Source organism: Synechococcus sp. PCC 6312, from assembly GCF_000316685.1.
Classification (GTDB): domain Bacteria; phylum Cyanobacteriota; class Cyanobacteriia; order Thermosynechococcales; family Thermosynechococcaceae; genus Pseudocalidococcus.
The window spans coordinates 559698-574569 of the sequence record NC_019680.1; the positions used below are offsets into that span (position 1 = coordinate 559698).

Annotated in this window: 16 protein-coding genes; 4 read left to right on the top strand and 12 right to left on the bottom strand. The window is 50.5% G+C overall.

Annotation, left to right across the window (positions count from 1 at the left end; translation table 11 throughout):
- Positions 1–5: 5 nt before the first annotated feature.
- From SYN6312_RS02680 to rlmB, 10 genes are all read right to left on the bottom strand, one after another.
- Positions 6–626 carry a cation transporter gene (locus SYN6312_RS02680; RefSeq protein WP_015123324.1) on the bottom strand — a complete coding sequence of 207 codons (621 nt, stop codon included), beginning with the start codon at positions 624–626 and terminating at the stop codon, positions 6–8.
- A 113-nt stretch (positions 627–739) separates the two neighbouring features.
- On the bottom strand, positions 740–2248 hold the full coding sequence (locus tag SYN6312_RS02685) for a UbiD family decarboxylase (RefSeq protein WP_015123325.1): 1509 nt from the start codon (positions 2246–2248) through the stop codon (positions 740–742).
- Positions 2249–2300: 52 nt separating this feature from the next.
- Positions 2301–2714, bottom strand: a complete 414-nt coding sequence (locus SYN6312_RS02690; RefSeq protein ID WP_015123326.1) for a DNA-binding protein — start codon at positions 2712–2714, stop codon at positions 2301–2303.
- 130 nt (positions 2715–2844) lie between these two features.
- Positions 2845–3318: a Tic20 family protein gene (locus SYN6312_RS02695; protein ID WP_015123327.1), complete on the bottom strand. Its 474-nt coding sequence runs from the start codon at positions 3316–3318 to the stop codon at positions 2845–2847.
- A gap of 40 nt (positions 3319–3358) precedes the next feature.
- Positions 3359–3598: a hypothetical protein gene (locus tag SYN6312_RS02700; RefSeq protein ID WP_015123328.1), complete on the bottom strand. Its 240-nt coding sequence runs from the start codon at positions 3596–3598 to the stop codon at positions 3359–3361.
- A 77-nt stretch (positions 3599–3675) separates the two neighbouring features.
- Positions 3676–5595: an N-acetylmuramoyl-L-alanine amidase gene (locus tag SYN6312_RS02705; RefSeq protein WP_216594170.1), complete on the bottom strand. Its 1920-nt coding sequence runs from the start codon at positions 5593–5595 to the stop codon at positions 3676–3678.
- A gap of 207 nt (positions 5596–5802) precedes the next feature.
- On the bottom strand, positions 5803–6462 hold the full coding sequence (locus tag SYN6312_RS02710) for a ribonuclease HII (protein WP_015123330.1): 660 nt from the start codon (positions 6460–6462) through the stop codon (positions 5803–5805).
- Between the two features lie 69 nt (positions 6463–6531).
- Positions 6532–7248 carry a hypothetical protein gene (locus tag SYN6312_RS19655; protein WP_015123331.1) on the bottom strand — a complete coding sequence of 239 codons (717 nt, stop codon included), beginning with the start codon at positions 7246–7248 and terminating at the stop codon, positions 6532–6534.
- A 445-nt stretch (positions 7249–7693) separates the two neighbouring features.
- Positions 7694–7993, bottom strand: a complete 300-nt coding sequence (locus tag SYN6312_RS02720; RefSeq protein WP_015123332.1) for a DUF1816 domain-containing protein — start codon at positions 7991–7993, stop codon at positions 7694–7696.
- A gap of 160 nt (positions 7994–8153) precedes the next feature.
- A complete protein-coding gene (rlmB, locus tag SYN6312_RS20515) occupies positions 8154–9668 on the bottom strand; it encodes a 23S rRNA (guanosine(2251)-2'-O)-methyltransferase RlmB (RefSeq protein ID WP_015123333.1) in 1515 nt (504 codons plus the stop codon).
- A gap of 167 nt (positions 9669–9835) precedes the next feature.
- Between rlmB and SYN6312_RS02735 the strand changes: the two genes are divergently transcribed.
- The 4 genes from SYN6312_RS02735 to SYN6312_RS02745 all read left to right on the top strand — a co-directional run bounded on the left by SYN6312_RS02735 (position 9836) and on the right by SYN6312_RS02745 (position 13345).
- Entirely contained in the window at positions 9836–10483 is a 648-nt protein-coding gene (locus SYN6312_RS02735) for a DUF3318 domain-containing protein (RefSeq protein ID WP_015123334.1), read from the top strand.
- 96 nt (positions 10484–10579) lie between these two features.
- Positions 10580–10774, top strand: a complete 195-nt coding sequence (gene rpmG, locus SYN6312_RS18670) for a 50S ribosomal protein L33 (protein ID WP_015123335.1) — start codon at positions 10580–10582, stop codon at positions 10772–10774.
- A 72-nt stretch (positions 10775–10846) separates the two neighbouring features.
- Positions 10847–11062 carry a 30S ribosomal protein S18 gene (gene rpsR / locus SYN6312_RS02740; RefSeq protein WP_015123336.1) on the top strand — a complete coding sequence of 72 codons (216 nt, stop codon included), beginning with the start codon at positions 10847–10849 and terminating at the stop codon, positions 11060–11062.
- Between the two features lie 270 nt (positions 11063–11332).
- Positions 11333–13345, top strand: a complete 2013-nt coding sequence (locus SYN6312_RS02745) for a ribonuclease catalytic domain-containing protein (protein ID WP_015123337.1) — start codon at positions 11333–11335, stop codon at positions 13343–13345.
- Between the two features lie 22 nt (positions 13346–13367).
- Here the strand turns inward: SYN6312_RS02745 and SYN6312_RS02750 are convergent, their stop codons facing one another.
- Positions 13368–13727 (bottom strand): single-stranded DNA-binding protein, encoded by a 360-nt coding sequence (locus tag SYN6312_RS02750; protein ID WP_015123338.1) that lies wholly within the window; start codon positions 13725–13727, stop codon positions 13368–13370.
- A 165-nt stretch (positions 13728–13892) separates the two neighbouring features.
- Positions 13893–14798, bottom strand: coding sequence for a vitamin K epoxide reductase family protein (locus SYN6312_RS02755; RefSeq protein ID WP_015123339.1), 906 nt, complete (start codon positions 14796–14798; stop codon positions 13893–13895).
- Positions 14799–14872 lie beyond the last annotated feature (74 nt).

Genomic DNA, 14872 nt, shown 5'->3' on the forward strand with positions numbered 1-14872 from the left:
ATGTCTTATCCGACTGGCCGCATCGCCCGCCAGGATTGGGAAAGCACTTGACCCGCCGACTTTGCAAAAACAACGGTTAACAATAAACCAACTGCTAAATCGGGCAGGCTGGAATGAATTAGGAAAACAAGTGCCGCTGCGCCCAGGACAGACGTATTGGCAATAATATCGTTACGAGAGCATAACCAGACCGAGGACATATTCAGGTTATCGTTGCGATGACGAGTTAAGAGAAACAGACACAGTAAATTTGCCAGTAACGCAATGACTCCAACCATCCCCATCAGGGTCGCTGCCGGCCTGGAACCTGTAAAGAGTTGATAACTGGCCTGGGAAAAAGCCGCAATTGCCGAGCCAAACATCATCAGTCCCTTAAAGAAGGCCGCCCCGGCTTGCGCTCTCACAGGCTTGTTAATGACATACAAACTACTGCCATAGGCGAGAGCATCACCCAGCATATCCAAAGAATCTCCCGTCAAGGATAGGGAGTTTGCTTGAATACCAGCCCCAAGTTCAACCACGAACATCACAGCATTAATCAGAAGAACGATCCACAACACCTTGGCTTGTTCTTTTCTGAGTTTTGATAACTCGCAAACCTTGGCCTGGCAGCACTGATCTCCCACGATTCCTGGCTCGGCAAAGACATTACTTCAGTAGTCTTATCACAAACTGGCTTGAGGTATCGGAACGCCGTGAACAACAGAGTCACAGACTTGCTGTCTATCCCGCCTGAAAATTAGGGAATTTCATAACCAAAGCAGTTACTATCCACCATTCCCAAGTCAATATCACCCAGGCCATACTCGGCCCAACGCCGCCCCACCATCGCAGCTACATCGGGATCCGACTCCAGCACATCCCCCCAAGCATGATCGGTTTCCGGCGGAATTTTAGTCGTGGCATCAATCCCCATCCGGCCCCCCAGGCCCACCTTTTCACTGGCAAAATCCAGGGTATCAAAGGGGGTTTCCGGCAAAATAAACACATCCCGCACCGGATCGACTTTCGAGCTAATGGCCCAGACCACCTGGCGCGGATCTCGGATATTGATACTTTTGTCCACGACAATCACAAACTTGGTATAGGTGAACTGGGGTAAGGCACTCCAAAAGGCTAAAGCAGCCCGCCGGGCCTGGCCTGGGTAGGCCTTATCAATGGAGATAATGGCCGCTTTATAACTGAGGGCTTCCATCGGTAAAAAGAAATCGACAATTTCCGCAACCTGTTGTCGCAAAATTGGCGTATAAATCCGATTGAGAACCATGGCCATCATCGCTTCTTCTTTCGGGGGGCGGCCGCTAAAGGTGGTTAGGTAAATGGGATTTTTCCGGTGAGTCAGGCAATGAAAGCGAATTAGGGGTGAATCTTCCACGCCGCCGTAATAGCCCATGTGATCACCAAAGGGGCCATCGGGTTGCATTTCCCCAGGGGTAATAGTGCCTTCTAAAACAAACTCAGAATCCGCCGGAACTTCTAGATCAACGGTTTTACATTTGGCTAAATTAATTCCACCGCCGCCATATAACCCGGCAAACAACCACTCAGACAAATCCACGGGAATCGGAGTTGCCGCTGCCAAAATGATTAAAGGATCTACACCCAAGGCAATGGCGACTTCTAATTTCTGCCCCTGCTCAGCGGCTTTGCGTAAATGTCTGGCTCCTCCCCGCACCGATAGCCAATGCACGGTCATGGTCGTTGGGGATTGTAATTGCAGCCGATAGACACCAACGTTGGGGGTTCCTGTTTCACAATCTTTCGTAATCACCAGGCCAAGGGTAATAATTTTGCCAGCATCACCGGGATAGGGGCGAATCATTGGGATTTTGTTTAAGTCCAGGCCCTCGCCTTGAATCACCACTTGCTGACAGGGTGGAAATAAATCACGATTCGGTTTGGCTTTCACGACATCAAATAAGACTTTGCCAAAATCTATGGCCTGGCTAATTTTCTTTGGGGGTTTGGGTTGCTGTAAAAGGGCCAGCTTCTGACCTAATGCTTCCAACTCTTGGGGCTGTTCCATATTCATCGCCCAACAGGCCCGCTCAATGGTTCCCAATAAATTCACTGCCACCGGATAGGGGGAGCCTTTAACATTTTCAAACAACAGGCCTGGGCCACCACATTGAAGTAAGCGTTGGGCAATTTCGGCAATTTCCAAATCTGGATCAACGAGGGCTTTAATTCGGCGCAGTTGTCCCCGTTTTTCTAATAGTTGAATAAATCCGCGTAAATCCCTTGCCATGGTGTTATCTCTTGTGAGGTTAGTGAACTGGAAAATCTATCTGAGTGATGAATTAGGCCTTATCCGCAAAGAAGATTACTTTTGCTAATAATCCCAAGGCTGTGGCAAATCCGGTAAACACAAATCCCAGGAGTTTATTGTCTGTGGCCTGTTGTTGTTTGCCTAAATCTGGAACTTCCGCTTTCAGATCATCTACTTTGTCATTGACGGCTTTGATTTCAGTACGGACGGTGATAAATTGCTGATCTACAGACTTGAATTGCTGATCTACGGTATTAAATCGCTCATCGGTCTTGGCCTGGTTGACCTTAACTTCAATTTTTAAGTCCTGAATATCTTGGCGCATGCCCTTGATTTCCGACTGCATGGCCTCTTGATTGGTTTGCACGGTCTCCAGGACAGTGGTTAATCGCTCCAGTCCGCGTAAAATCAAAGCCGCATCAGACACTGTTAATTGGTCAGTCATTACCAACTCTCCTCGAAAATGTTTAATTAGGCCTTAGCATCAGAAAATATCCCCTCTTAGAGATTATGAGTTTTACAGACACAACAGATTGTTCAACTTTGAATTTCCCAAAATAACCAGCTCATCAGCCTTAAAAAACCTGGCTTTTAGTCGCTTCTGAAATCGTTGGCAGTTCGGCATAAATTCCCCGGAAGGACTGCACAATGGCAAAGATCACCCCTGCCAAGACCCCAATAAACACAAAGTTTGAAAATACCTTAGTCACAAAATCAAAGGAGCCGAGCAGATTCAAAACCATCATGATCAATTGCAATAGGAAAATCACAATTCCCATCAATAACGCTTGCATGGTGTTGTAACGGATAAAGTAACTAATCCGGCTGTTACGGACAACCAAGAGATACAGTCCCATGAAAACAATAATCCCAGCCAGGGGAATCGAATAAATAAGGGCAATGGGTAAAATTGGAATCAATAATAACTGCAAGACTGGAAACATTTGCATCAGCGAGCCACCAAATTGCATCCCATAGAAAAGAGGAAGTAAATAAGCTAAAGCCCCAAATATCCGATCCCAGACCGTTGCTACTGCACGCCAACTCACAAGCTTGTCCCCATTACGACAACATTAAAACCTGAAATCCTCAGGCCAACCCCTCGGATTCTGTTTCTAGCCTAACGGGGAGATTATTAATTTGGGCCAAGTAAAATCCCATCTGGCAGCGAAATTTTGGACAACCACTATCCAGACCACAGGCCACCGATTCCCCACAACCGAGTTGTCCCTTTTCCCAGCGGGGCTGTCCCGATCGATTGGCCAGGAGGCAGGATGGGCAAACTTGCTGAGGCATTAGGACTTGACTTTGGGTGAGCATGACTAACATTGGCCACCTCCAGGGATCAACCCATATTCTTTATTTTATGAGGCTGTGGTGGTGAGATTGTGCTACAGAAAACATCCTTAACCGCCATAACGCAAAAATTGCAAAATACCGCGGGCAATGGCCTGGGCCATTTGGGATCGCCAGGCCGGGCTATTAAAATTAGCGGCATCCTCTGCCCCGGTGACAAAACCAGTTTCGACCAAGGCAGCGGGCATGGAGGTATTCCGAATCACATAAAAACGGGCGGCTCGAACACTGCGGTCACGAATATTAACACTCGACAAAATACTATTGTGAATCGCAGCGGCCAACCGACTGGATCTACCCGGAGCGTAATAGGTTTCCAGGCCATTGACATCGGGGCGACTCATGCTGATGGCATTGGCATGGATACTGACAAAAACAGCCGCTCTGGCCCGCTCAGCCATGGCCACACGGGGAGGTAAGTCTAGTTCAACGTTGGGAGGCAAGTCACTTTTACGAGTCAAAATCACTTGTACCCCTTGTTGCTGGAGAATGGCAGCTACCTGCAAACCAATGTCCAAAACAATATCTTTTTCCCGAATCCCCCCAATCCCAATCGCGCCTGGATCAATCCCCCCATGGCCTGGATCAATCACCACAACATTTGCACCTCGAGGCGTGGGCAAGGGCTGATCTGGATCAAAAGGGCGCGGGGCAGGAACGCTAACTTGGGATGGGGATGTGGCAGTGGGCGGGGCCTGGCCTGGACGTTGCAGTTGGATCACAATGGAATCCCCGGTGGTTCGGGTTACTCCTAAAACCTTGACATCGGCAGAGGGGGTCAGTAATACGGAAATTGTGCTCTCATTATCTTGGCGAATTTGTAAATTAGCAGGACTACCCTCACCAGTCCGAGGTGGGCGAATATCCCCCAAACGAGCATCCCGAAAGCGAATTCGATAGGCACTACCTTCCCAGCCAACCGTATAAAATAACGTCCGATCACCCTGAATAAAGAGTTCCTGCCCACCTAAATCTACTCGTTGGATGGTGGTTAGAGGACGACCAGGGGGCGCAGGGCGGGGAATGGTTTGGGCATTGGCAGGGGGAATGGCGTTGATGGCAATGCTTCCACCGGACGTGGGCGGGGGATTTTCTGGGGCAGGTGCGGGGAGTGGATTGGTAGCAATGTTACTAGGAACAACTAAAAACCCGCCGGTAGCACTGGAGCCAATTTGCCAATCGGGACTATTAGGTTCCACTTGGAGCGTCAGCCGGACTGAGGGAGGATTACGCTGCTGCTGGCCAAAGCGTGCCCGTACCCGCCCAATTCCAAATCGCTCAAACCGGACTTCCCGGTTATTAAAGCCATTACCAAAGCGAATATTAGTCAGGTCAATATCAATCCGGCGGCGGTCGCGACTGCGCTCAATCTTTGTAACGGTGGGAAGCTTCCCGTTTGTCGCAACAAAAAATCCTGTACTTGTGCTTTGAATCGCCGTAATTTCCGTAGGTTGCTCTCGGGTGGCTACAGGTTGGTTCGGGGCAGGGTTGGGGGGTGTGGGTAAACCAGGGGCAGGATTTGTGGCTGACATTAGGGTCGGCTCCGGAATCTGCACTAGCCAGTTTTGGGCCGTTAGACCGCGAAACTTGACATCATTGGGATTTAGGGTGTAGCCGGGAGCTAATTCAACGACAATGCGTGTGGTTTGGGGGTCAAATTGGGCCACTCGCACCTGCCGAATCGCGCCAGCCCCTGATTGATTAATTTGAGGGCGGCCGAGAACTACCCCTGGCAAATCTATCACCAGACGCGTGGGGTCAAAAACCAATTGGGCCTGGGGTTGGACAGGCGCATCAGTGCGAATTTCCAGTTGATTAGTACCGGAATTAAACCGCCAAGATTGTAATCGGCCGGCTTGGGCAGGTAATCCTAGCAAGAGAACTCCTAATATCCCTAGGAGCCAACTTTTAGGAAGCTGAGATTGCCACCGATGTACCATGCTGCTGCTCCAACCGGATGAATCAGTCATGTTCTTGGGCCTCAGTGCCATCCTCGTGGCCAGGCCGATGCCCAAAGACAAGCTTGGGTAGCTTACTCCAGTCTGGGCTATTTCGTAAACTGGCACATACCCTAGGATTAAACTGCGCTCGAACCCGGCCTGGGATGCAAAAGTTAGCCAGCTTGTCGGCTAGGGCAAGACTAGCGGACTGGCTGCTCTTTAACCTCCAGACGAAAATCAGCACCGATCAGGTTCCCCCTTGCCTCTACCAAATCCTATGGCTCGAATTGGCCCGAAACTCTGCCGATGCCAAGGGGTCACTCCTAACCGCTGGAGGGCCTGCTGATGTTCGCGAGTGCCATAGCCTTTGTTCCTTTCCCAACCATATTCTGGATAGCGATGCCCCAAATGGGATAACCACTGATCTCGAGAGACTTTGGCCAGGATAGCGGCACAGGCGATACTGTAACACTGGGTATCTCCTCGAACGATGGCTTGCCAGGCCCCACCCAAATTAGTTTTTGCCGATAACGTCCCATCTACTAAGGCGTAATCCCAGGGGGTTACCTGCTCTAATGCTCGCTGCATGGCTAAATAGGTTGCTTGTTGGATATTGAGCCAATCAATTTCTGTCACCGTTGCCAGCCCCAGGCCCCAGCGCAGACATTGGCTCATAATTTGGGGCGCAAGAGCTTGACGCTGCCGGGCATTGAGGGTTTTGGAATCCCGGACAAGGGGAATTTGATCTGCCTGAGCCAGACCTGGAGGGAGCACCACCGCCGCCGCCACTACCGGCCCGGCCCAACACCCTCGCCCTACTTCATCAACACCAGCAACCCGCGAGAGTCCCTGCTGCCAGAGCCGTGATTCCTGTTCTAACGTTGGCGTAATTGGCACGGATTAGAGTCAGACCCCGATCTTCAGAGTCTCCTAGAGTTAAGTTTTAGATTTTGACCAGGCCTGCAGTTAACGGCGCCCACCCAACTCATCCATATCGAGGAACGTAGAGCGATTTTGATCAATGAACGTGGCTCGATCTAAGTTCATGTTATTGGGAGAAGTTGTTGATTTAACGGCTGTACCGTCAGAACCTGCTTTGGGATGGCGAGAAGTCCGCTCGGGCACTACAACTTTTTCCATGATGAATTCAATAGTGCCAGGCTTAAGCCAACCGCGGGCCACCAAAATATCCCCAAGGCGCGAACCTGTTGCTCGTTGATCTGCTAATGCCACTTCAATTTGGGCCGGCGTGACTAGTTCCGCGTCAACTAAATAATTACCGAGCCGCTTCGTAAAACTTTCATCCCCAGGCCGAGGCATAAAAGGGCGAGTCACAGATTGGGGTGGGGTTGTGAGCCGAGGTGGCAGGGTTGGCTTATGGCGGGGAACTGAAGATAGTTCACTCTCAGATTGGCGCAGAGCAATGATTGCGTCTTTTAATTTAACGAGGCTCTTCGTGGCCTGCTGAAGTTGCCCCCGTTCTGCTGCCTGCTCTAACAACCGGGCTTGAACACCGATCAATGTCTGGTTCCCAGTGTTCGCCAAGACTTGTAACGTCCGAGCATATCCAGCTAAACCCAGAAAGTCATGCCCGGCCAAGGCTTCGCGAGCTTGATTAAAGGATGTTGTCAATTGCTTGAGTAGAGACTTGGCGAGTTGCTCATCCGGGGCAGGGTGGGGCATAGGATTAAATAGAAATTAGGATATGTACAAAAAATTTAAGTCTTTAAATTTAAATGTATTGATGACAGGATGGATTGTCTAATAGACCTCAAAACCATGATTTTGGAGAGTTGCCGCTATTGTGGGGCTAACATCCTCGAAGTCTTTAGACCTAGTCTCATTTTAAGCATAATCTTTGAGATGGGCAGGTTTAGGGACAATAAACTTCAACACTACTTCAGCAAAACGTTACAAAAGCTGCCACTGCGCTAAACCCAGATGAATTTTAATGACTTAAATTTTAGAGTTAGTATTTCTTGCTTAGGTAGTTTTCTTCGGTAAGGCTACACAGACGGCGTTAACTGATTAAATATCCTAAAAATCATAGTTAGAAAAAGCTCGCCTTGGATTGCCTTAAAACTGCGAGGTGATAATTTTGAGCTTCTAAAACCCCACCACTTCAGGTTTAACGGAGTTGACCACTGAGAGAACGCTCCACGAATGGACTCTCATCGTAAATCGTGAGTTCCTTGGGCTTACAGCGCTTGACCTCACAGACAATCCCTATGGCATTTTCTTGTTGCAAGTCCTCAATGTAACCCACTTTTTCGGACTCTGCTTCTGCTGGACTCAAAAATGGGCCAAAGTAATAGGTGCAGCGGGGGGATTCTGTCTTAATCTCAATCCACCAGGCCAGGCCCAGATCATTGACGAGTCCCGCCAACCACTGACTGAATCCTGATTGCGCTGTTTCATAATCCTTCACCGGCACAACCTCCTAAACCACCACCAACTCGTTACGTCTCTGCATTGTGTATAACTGATCCCCCTGCAGATGTGTGGACTCGAAGTTCCAAATTGCGAATTGTTACATACCTTAACATTTTGTTGTAATAAGTAACATCTCTTTCCGGTATCAGGCTAAATCAAGGCGTGGGGGGTATTCCCAGGTCGATCACCGTGCGGGTTTTCGGGCGTTGGCGAAACACTTCATAGAGGGCAACTCCAGCCGCCACAGAGGCATTCAGGCTTTCTGTCTCACCCAATAAAGGGATTGAGACCAACTGATCACAATGCTTTTGGGCCTGGAGACTGAGACCATTTTCCTCTGCACCAATGACTAAGACTACGGGGCCGGTCAATTTTGTTTCCACAAGGGGCTGAGACCCATTTACCGCCAGGCCATAGAGCCAGAAACCAGCCTCTTTCAGGGTTTCTAGGGCTTGATTCATGTTCACAACCCGAGCTACAGCAAAATGATCTAAGGCTCCGGCAGCAACTTTGGCCACGGCTGGGGTAATCCCAACGGCCCGGCGCTGGGGGATGATCATCCCTTGGGCCCCAAAGGCCTCGGCACTGCGAATAATCGCCCCTAAATTCTGGGGATCATTCAGACCCTCGGCGGCAATTAAGACGGGCTGATGGGTCTTGGCCTGGGCCTGGGCAATCAAATCCGCCAATTCCAAATAGCTATAGGCCGCCACCTGTGCTGCGACCCCTTGATGTCGCCCCTGATCCGTCAGGTAGTCCAAACGAGGGGGCAAGACAACATCAATCACCGCTCCATTAGTTTTGGCTTTTTCCAACAGTGTTAAAAAGCGGGGATCGTGACGGAGTGGGGCTGTAATCCAAATCCGGTTAAACCGCCGTTCTCCGGCCAAGGCCGTTAACACCGCATGACGACCATAAATAAGATCAGTTTCAGCATCGGTTCCAAAAGCTGGGTTGCCAGGGGTTTCATCTGCTGCCAGATCATGGGGTAGTGCCGGTACGAGTCCCGAAGGCGTAGCAGAGCCCATAACCTTAGGTTCAAGATCAGCACTTTCACGACCCCAGGCCCCGTTTAACTGGAAAGACTCATCCTCTCTGGAGGGATAAGCCTGCTTCAGGCGGGGTGGGGTTGGGGCAGAACGGGGGGGATGATCCCGAAAGTGGGCGGGACGCGGGCCATCTTGTCGGTAACGGGGGCGATCTTCATACCGATCACCTCTTTCATGTCGATTGTCTGGACGATGACTTGGACGGTCTTGAGACTCGGAACGGCCATAACTGCGCTCAGGGCGGGGGCGGTCTTGATACCGTTCGCTAGAATACCGAGTGTCTCCATCAGAGTGACGATCCTGATACCGAGGTTTTTCCCTGGGTTCATAACCAGAACTACGCTCTCGATCTCCTCGATCTCGGTTAAAGTTACCCCCAGGCCTGGGGCTAGGTCGTCTGGAACCATAGCTGGCATCTCCATCGGCCGGCCGGCGGGGGCGCGTGAAATCCCGTTGAGCATCCGCTCGGTTTGGCCGATCTCTGTTGTTAAATTCCCCATTATCCCGCTGCCGATCTCGAAACTCTGAATGACCCGGCCGGGGTTGGGATGACCGTAAACGGGGGGCGGCAGGACGGGAAGGGCGATCACCACCGGAAAAATTACGACGAGCTTTGGGCATAGAAATGGCTTAACCAGGCCAAGGGATGAGGAGAGGCACTTTCGCAATTCTAGTCTTTAATTCTGGTCGGCTGCTGGAGCGAACTGTGCCGGGGTATTGAAAGGCACAGATGAGGGACACCCCATGGACTAGGTTGCGGCTAATAAGTATGGCACACTGAGGGGGTAATGCAGCATAACCTCAACTCCATGAATCCCGAACCGGAAATTCGCCACCTCTTGGATTTAATGCCTGCCTCGGGCCGGATGCATTGCAAAATTGTCTCCCGCCAGCTCCAATCCCAAGTGATTCACTACAATCCAGCCTTGCCTTGGTCAGATCGGGTGATTGAAATTAACTTTAATCTCTGGAGTCAGTTACCGCGCCCTTGCCGAGATTTGCTGCTGTTGCGAGCGGTGGCCTGGTTTAACTTAGGGCAACTAATCAAGCTCGATCTCTATCAAGGCCTGGCGGTGGCAGGGGGGGTGGCAGCCGTTGTCGAATTTGTCCAACTGGATCCCGTAGGTATTGTTGTCTCCGGGGGGTTAGCTGCATTTAGTGGACTCCAGGCCTGGCGGAATACGCGGGGATTGGCCGTGGAGATCGCTGCTGATAAAGAAGGGATTCGCTTGGCCCAGCGGCGCGGCTATGCCGAGGATGAGGCTGCTGATTATCTCCTCCAGGCCATAACCGAAACGGCTGCGTTAGAAGGTCGTCCAACTCTGGAGTTTGCCGAACTGGTACGGAGTCAAAACCTGAAGGCCTTAGCGGGGAATCCCCAGGCCATGCCTATGACCAGTCGCAGTCGGCAACGGGTTGAATCCCCATCTCGATAAATTGATAAATTAAGGGTTTCCTTAACTCTGATACTTATGGCATAATTAGAGACCGGCCCACTGATTATCACTTTAGGGAAACACTAGGCAGTCACCATGGCAAAGGCAAAAGGAGCCAGGCTCATTATCACCCTGGAATGCACAGAATGTCGCACCAATACCGATAAGCGGTCGCCAGGCGTATCCCGTTACACCACCATGAAAAATCGTCGGAACACCACCGCTCGGCTAGAGCTGAAAAAATTCTGTCCCCACTGCAACAAACACACGATTCATAAAGAAATTAAGTAGTAGTTGTTTTTCCTCGTCCGACTTACTCCAGCTTTTTAACCTTTACCTGACCTTATTACCCAAACTTGACCTATGGCATTCTTTCGGCGGCGTGTTTCTCCCCTCCAACCTGGTGAACCCATTGATTATAAAGATGTGGATTTACTGCGGCGGTTTATTACCGAACGTGGCAAAATTCTGCCCCGGCGCGTCACAGGTTTAACCGCTAAACAACAACGTCATCTCACCATTGCGATTAAACGGGCCCGTGTCATGGCCTTGTTACCATTCCTGAACCCTGAAGGTTAACTATCACGGGGATGGTCTTTCGGTTTCTCTCAGGTTGAGGACAAATGGCTCTATTGGGATTGAACAGTAGGGCCAGGATCGTTAAGTTCCTCAATCCGTAACATCCGAATATCGCTCACAGAGTCCGCCAACCAAGATGGTTTCTGGCCTATCTTCCAGCTATCTATATTTAGTCTTTGTCCCTGCTCACAGCTCCTTTCAAGATTAGGGTTGGCCTGGGACAAGTTCATTTAAGCTAGGAAAGGACTATCAGCCAAGTTGGATTCGCTCGTGGAAAAGGGCACTTTAGTTGAATTTCGGGTCAATAATCAGCGGCGGCTGGGAGTGGTTGAGCGACCCGAAGGGAAAAAGCACTGGATCGTCATTGATAGCAATCACCAGGCCCACACGCTTCATCCCCGGCAAATTACCTATACCGTCACGGGTGAGCGTTACCAGACCCAGGAAATTCCCCAATTCCAAAAAGCAGTTGAACCATTCCTGGATCCGGAGAGCCTTGAGGTGGCCTGGGAAATTCTCTTAGAAGAAAATCGGGCCGTTAGTCCTGAAAGTCTGGCCCTGCTCTTATTCTCTGGACAAACCCCACTCCAATGTTACGCCGCCCATTATCTACTTTCTGAAGACAAGATCTATTTCAAACAAAAGGCTGAACTCTACGAAGCCCGCCCCACCAGCCAAGTTGCCGAAATTAAACATCAACTGGAAAAAGAACGACAGCGTCAACAGACCAAGGCCCAATTCTTAGCTAAACTTAACCAGGCCCTGGCCCAGGAAACTATCAGTTGGGAGCCAGCAGAGCGGAATAAATTTGAACCTCTGGAACGATTTGCCGCCTTGGGAGACCTGGCCACTCAGAGCCAAATTAATGCTGCTTCTGAACTCTTAACTCAACTTAAACGCCCAACGACGGCCCTAGCTGCTTTTCAACTCTTGGTAGATTTGTCACTATGGAAGCACCATGAGAATTTAGCTCTCCATCGGAGTCAGATTCCGACAGCATTTAAGCCGGAGGTGGTGGACATGGCCCGACACTGTATTAGTAATCCGCCCCCAGATCTGGATGCCCCCATTCGGCAAGATCTGACCCATCTCAAGGTTTATACGATTGATGACGAAAGCACCCAAGAAATTGATGATGGCATTAGTTTAGAAACCCTCCCTAATGGCCAAGAGCGGCTGTGGATTCATATTGCTGATCCGAGTCGCTGGTTACTGTTAGGCGATGGCCTGGAGCAGGAAGCCCGCCGCCGCGCTACCACCGTGTATTTACCCACAGGCATGATTCCCATGTTTCCCCCCGAACTTGCGACTGGGCCAATGAGCTTAGTGGCGGGTAAAACCTGTTGCGCCTTGAGTTTTGGCATCATTTTGCAGCCAGATGGTAGTATTGCGGACTATCAAATTTGTCCCAGCTTGATTAAACCCACCTATCGCCTCACCTATGAGGATGTGGACATGATGCTGGAATTGGCTGTCCAAAATGAGCCAGAGTTGTTAGGCATCGGGGCCTGGATGCAGAAACGCCTGGCCTGGCGACAACAACAAGGGGCGATTCAGATCAATATGCCAGAACCCGAGATTAAAGTCGTTGATGATGAAGTCGATATTCACCCCTTAGCGGATTCTGTGGCCCGTCAATTGGTCGCCGAAATGATGATCCTGACTGGGGAAGTCGCCGCTCGCTTTGGTGAAGCTCAGAATATTCCCTTACCCTTTCGCTCTCAAACCCAGCCCGAACTGCCTCCTGAAGAAGAATTACAACAACTCCCCCCCGGCCCTGTTCGCCAATGTGCCATCCGCCGCTGCATGCCCAAGAGTGAAATGAGTCCAACCCCGAATCGTCATGCCAGTCTCGGCTTAAATGCCTATTGCCAAGTGACTTCCCCAATTCGCCGCTACTCTGATCTCATTGCCCATATGCAGATTAAGGCGCACCTGAGAGGCGATAATGTCCCGTTTGCGGCCCCTGACTTAGGGGAACTGTTATTGGGGGTGGTTGCGGCAGTGCAGGAAACAATTTTGGTGGAGCGGCAAACAACGCGCTACTGGTGTTTGGAATTTCTCCGGCGGCATTCAGATCAGGTGTGGCAAGCCTTGATGTTGCGGTGGCTGCGGGAAGATGATTTGCTTGCCCTGGTGCTACTAGAGGACTTGGGCGTTGAATTAGCCGTGCGGTTCCATCGGGTCGTGGGACTTGGAGAAACCCTCAATTTACGGGTTAGCCGTGTCGATCCCCGTGCCGATCAGATTGCCCTTGAAGAAGTAATCTTAGCTCACACTTAAAGAATCTAATTCAGGCTCAAACCTACCATTCATCCGAGGGTGGAGAACCAGCCGCAGCCTCGTTATCCCGTTTACTCCCTAGCAGATCCAACTTATCTACTTTGATTGTGGGAGAGGAGCGATTTGCACCAGTCGCCCGATCCTGCCAATGGTCAAATTTTAGGGAGCCAGTCACGCCAATTAAGCTACCTTTGTGGACATAGTTAGCCGCAACTTCCGCTGTTTTCCCCCAGATTTCTAGGTTAAACCAATCCGGTGGATCGTCTTTTCGCATCCGGTTCACAGCCAGGGTTAAGCGACATTTGACAGAACCCGACTCAAAATATTTGACATCCGGCTCGCCACCAACTCGGCCAACTAGGGTGACAACGTTAATACTCATGGCTGGGGTAGTCCTAGAATTTTGGAGTTAAGCGTATTGACTCAGTTCTGACATTGAGGATAATCCTGGTCAGTCAAACCTTGGACATTAGTATAGAACAGGTTTTAGCGGATGACACCAGGCCAGGGCGAGGGCAACACTAGACCCTAGTGCAATCACCCACAGTTAGTTCTTAAAGTTCATATCCCCTTGGTAGCCGGATAAATTCGCCAGTTCGGGGAGAGGGCGAGTGCCGCTGTAGTTTTTTTGGGCAATTTCCCAGGTCGGATAACTTTTCACATCCTTAGCCCGACAGAGATCAGGTTGGGGATTTTGCCCCCCCGGATCACATTCCACGTAGGTAATTTGCTTAAAGGCGGTCTTGCCGAACAATTCTTTTTGATCATGGCAATGGGAACACCAATAGGCTCCATACATCACCGCCCCGGCCTGGGTTAAATGCTTAGCCAAACTCATTTCTGCCGGGCCTGAGGTATTAACCACCGGAATCCCCGGCCCTGTGGCTACATCTGCCGCCCGAAAGTTATAAACGCCTAAAGTCCCAATCAGGGTTATCACAATCATAATTAAGCCAGTGAAAAATAGCTGACCCCGATCAGGCCAATCACGCCCGGCCAAGGTGAGTCCCAAAAAGGCCAAGCTAAAGGTTGCCGAGGCAATGCAATACAAACAGGCCGCTTTAATTGCGGTTGCCAGCACATACATTAGGTAGCCGCTAAAGACCGTCATGGCCACGGCCCCAAGAAAGAGGAAGAACCAGGTAATGTTTTCAAGTTTTTGCCGGGTGTCTTTTTGCTCAGGACGACGGAGCGCAAAGGGAGCCAGAGAGAAGCTAAACATCCCGCTGTAGGCCATGAAGCCGAATAAGGCTAGGGGTAAGCCAAAGACTTTTGCCCAAGGACTACTCAGAACCAGATCACAGTCAGCCGTGGGGCAAGCAACCGATTGATCACCAAACGCATGAATCGTTAAATATCCAGTCACGATCATGCCCAGGCCAGCAATGATCCCAATTAAAACCCGTGACCAACGATGTAACCAAGGTGTAGAACGACGACGAGTGACCGGCATAGCACATCTAACCCAATCGCAATAAGTAGCAGTCAGTCCCAGCCAAGGTAGGACATCCCGATCCGATTCTAAAC

What these genes read in the sequence shown, in the direction of transcription:
- SYN6312_RS02685 (WP_015123325.1), bottom strand. Translation starts at nt 2,248, where the DNA reads ATGGCAAGGGATTTACGCGGATTTATTCAACTATTAGAAAAACGGGGA.
- SYN6312_RS02690 (WP_015123326.1), bottom strand. Translation starts at nt 2,714, where the DNA reads ATGACTGACCAATTAACAGTGTCTGATGCGGCTTTGATTTTACGCGGA.
- SYN6312_RS02700 (WP_015123328.1), bottom strand. Translation starts at nt 3,598, where the DNA reads ATGTTAGTCATGCTCACCCAAAGTCAAGTCCTAATGCCTCAGCAAGTT.
- SYN6312_RS02705 (WP_216594170.1), bottom strand. Translation starts at nt 5,595, where the DNA reads ATGACTGATTCATCCGGTTGGAGCAGCAGCATGGTACATCGGTGGCAA.
- SYN6312_RS19655 (WP_015123331.1), bottom strand. Translation starts at nt 7,248, where the DNA reads ATGCCCCACCCTGCCCCGGATGAGCAACTCGCCAAGTCTCTACTCAAG.
- rlmB (WP_015123333.1), bottom strand. Translation starts at nt 9,668, where the DNA reads ATGCCCAAAGCTCGTCGTAATTTTTCCGGTGGTGATCGCCCTTCCCGT.
- SYN6312_RS02735 (WP_015123334.1), top strand. Translation starts at nt 9,836, where the DNA reads ATGCAGCATAACCTCAACTCCATGAATCCCGAACCGGAAATTCGCCAC.
- rpmG (WP_015123335.1), top strand. Translation starts at nt 10,580, where the DNA reads ATGGCAAAGGCAAAAGGAGCCAGGCTCATTATCACCCTGGAATGCACA.
- rpsR (WP_015123336.1), top strand. Translation starts at nt 10,847, where the DNA reads ATGGCATTCTTTCGGCGGCGTGTTTCTCCCCTCCAACCTGGTGAACCC.
- SYN6312_RS02750 (WP_015123338.1), bottom strand. Translation starts at nt 13,727, where the DNA reads ATGAGTATTAACGTTGTCACCCTAGTTGGCCGAGTTGGTGGCGAGCCG.
- SYN6312_RS02755 (WP_015123339.1), bottom strand. Translation starts at nt 14,798, where the DNA reads ATGCCGGTCACTCGTCGTCGTTCTACACCTTGGTTACATCGTTGGTCA.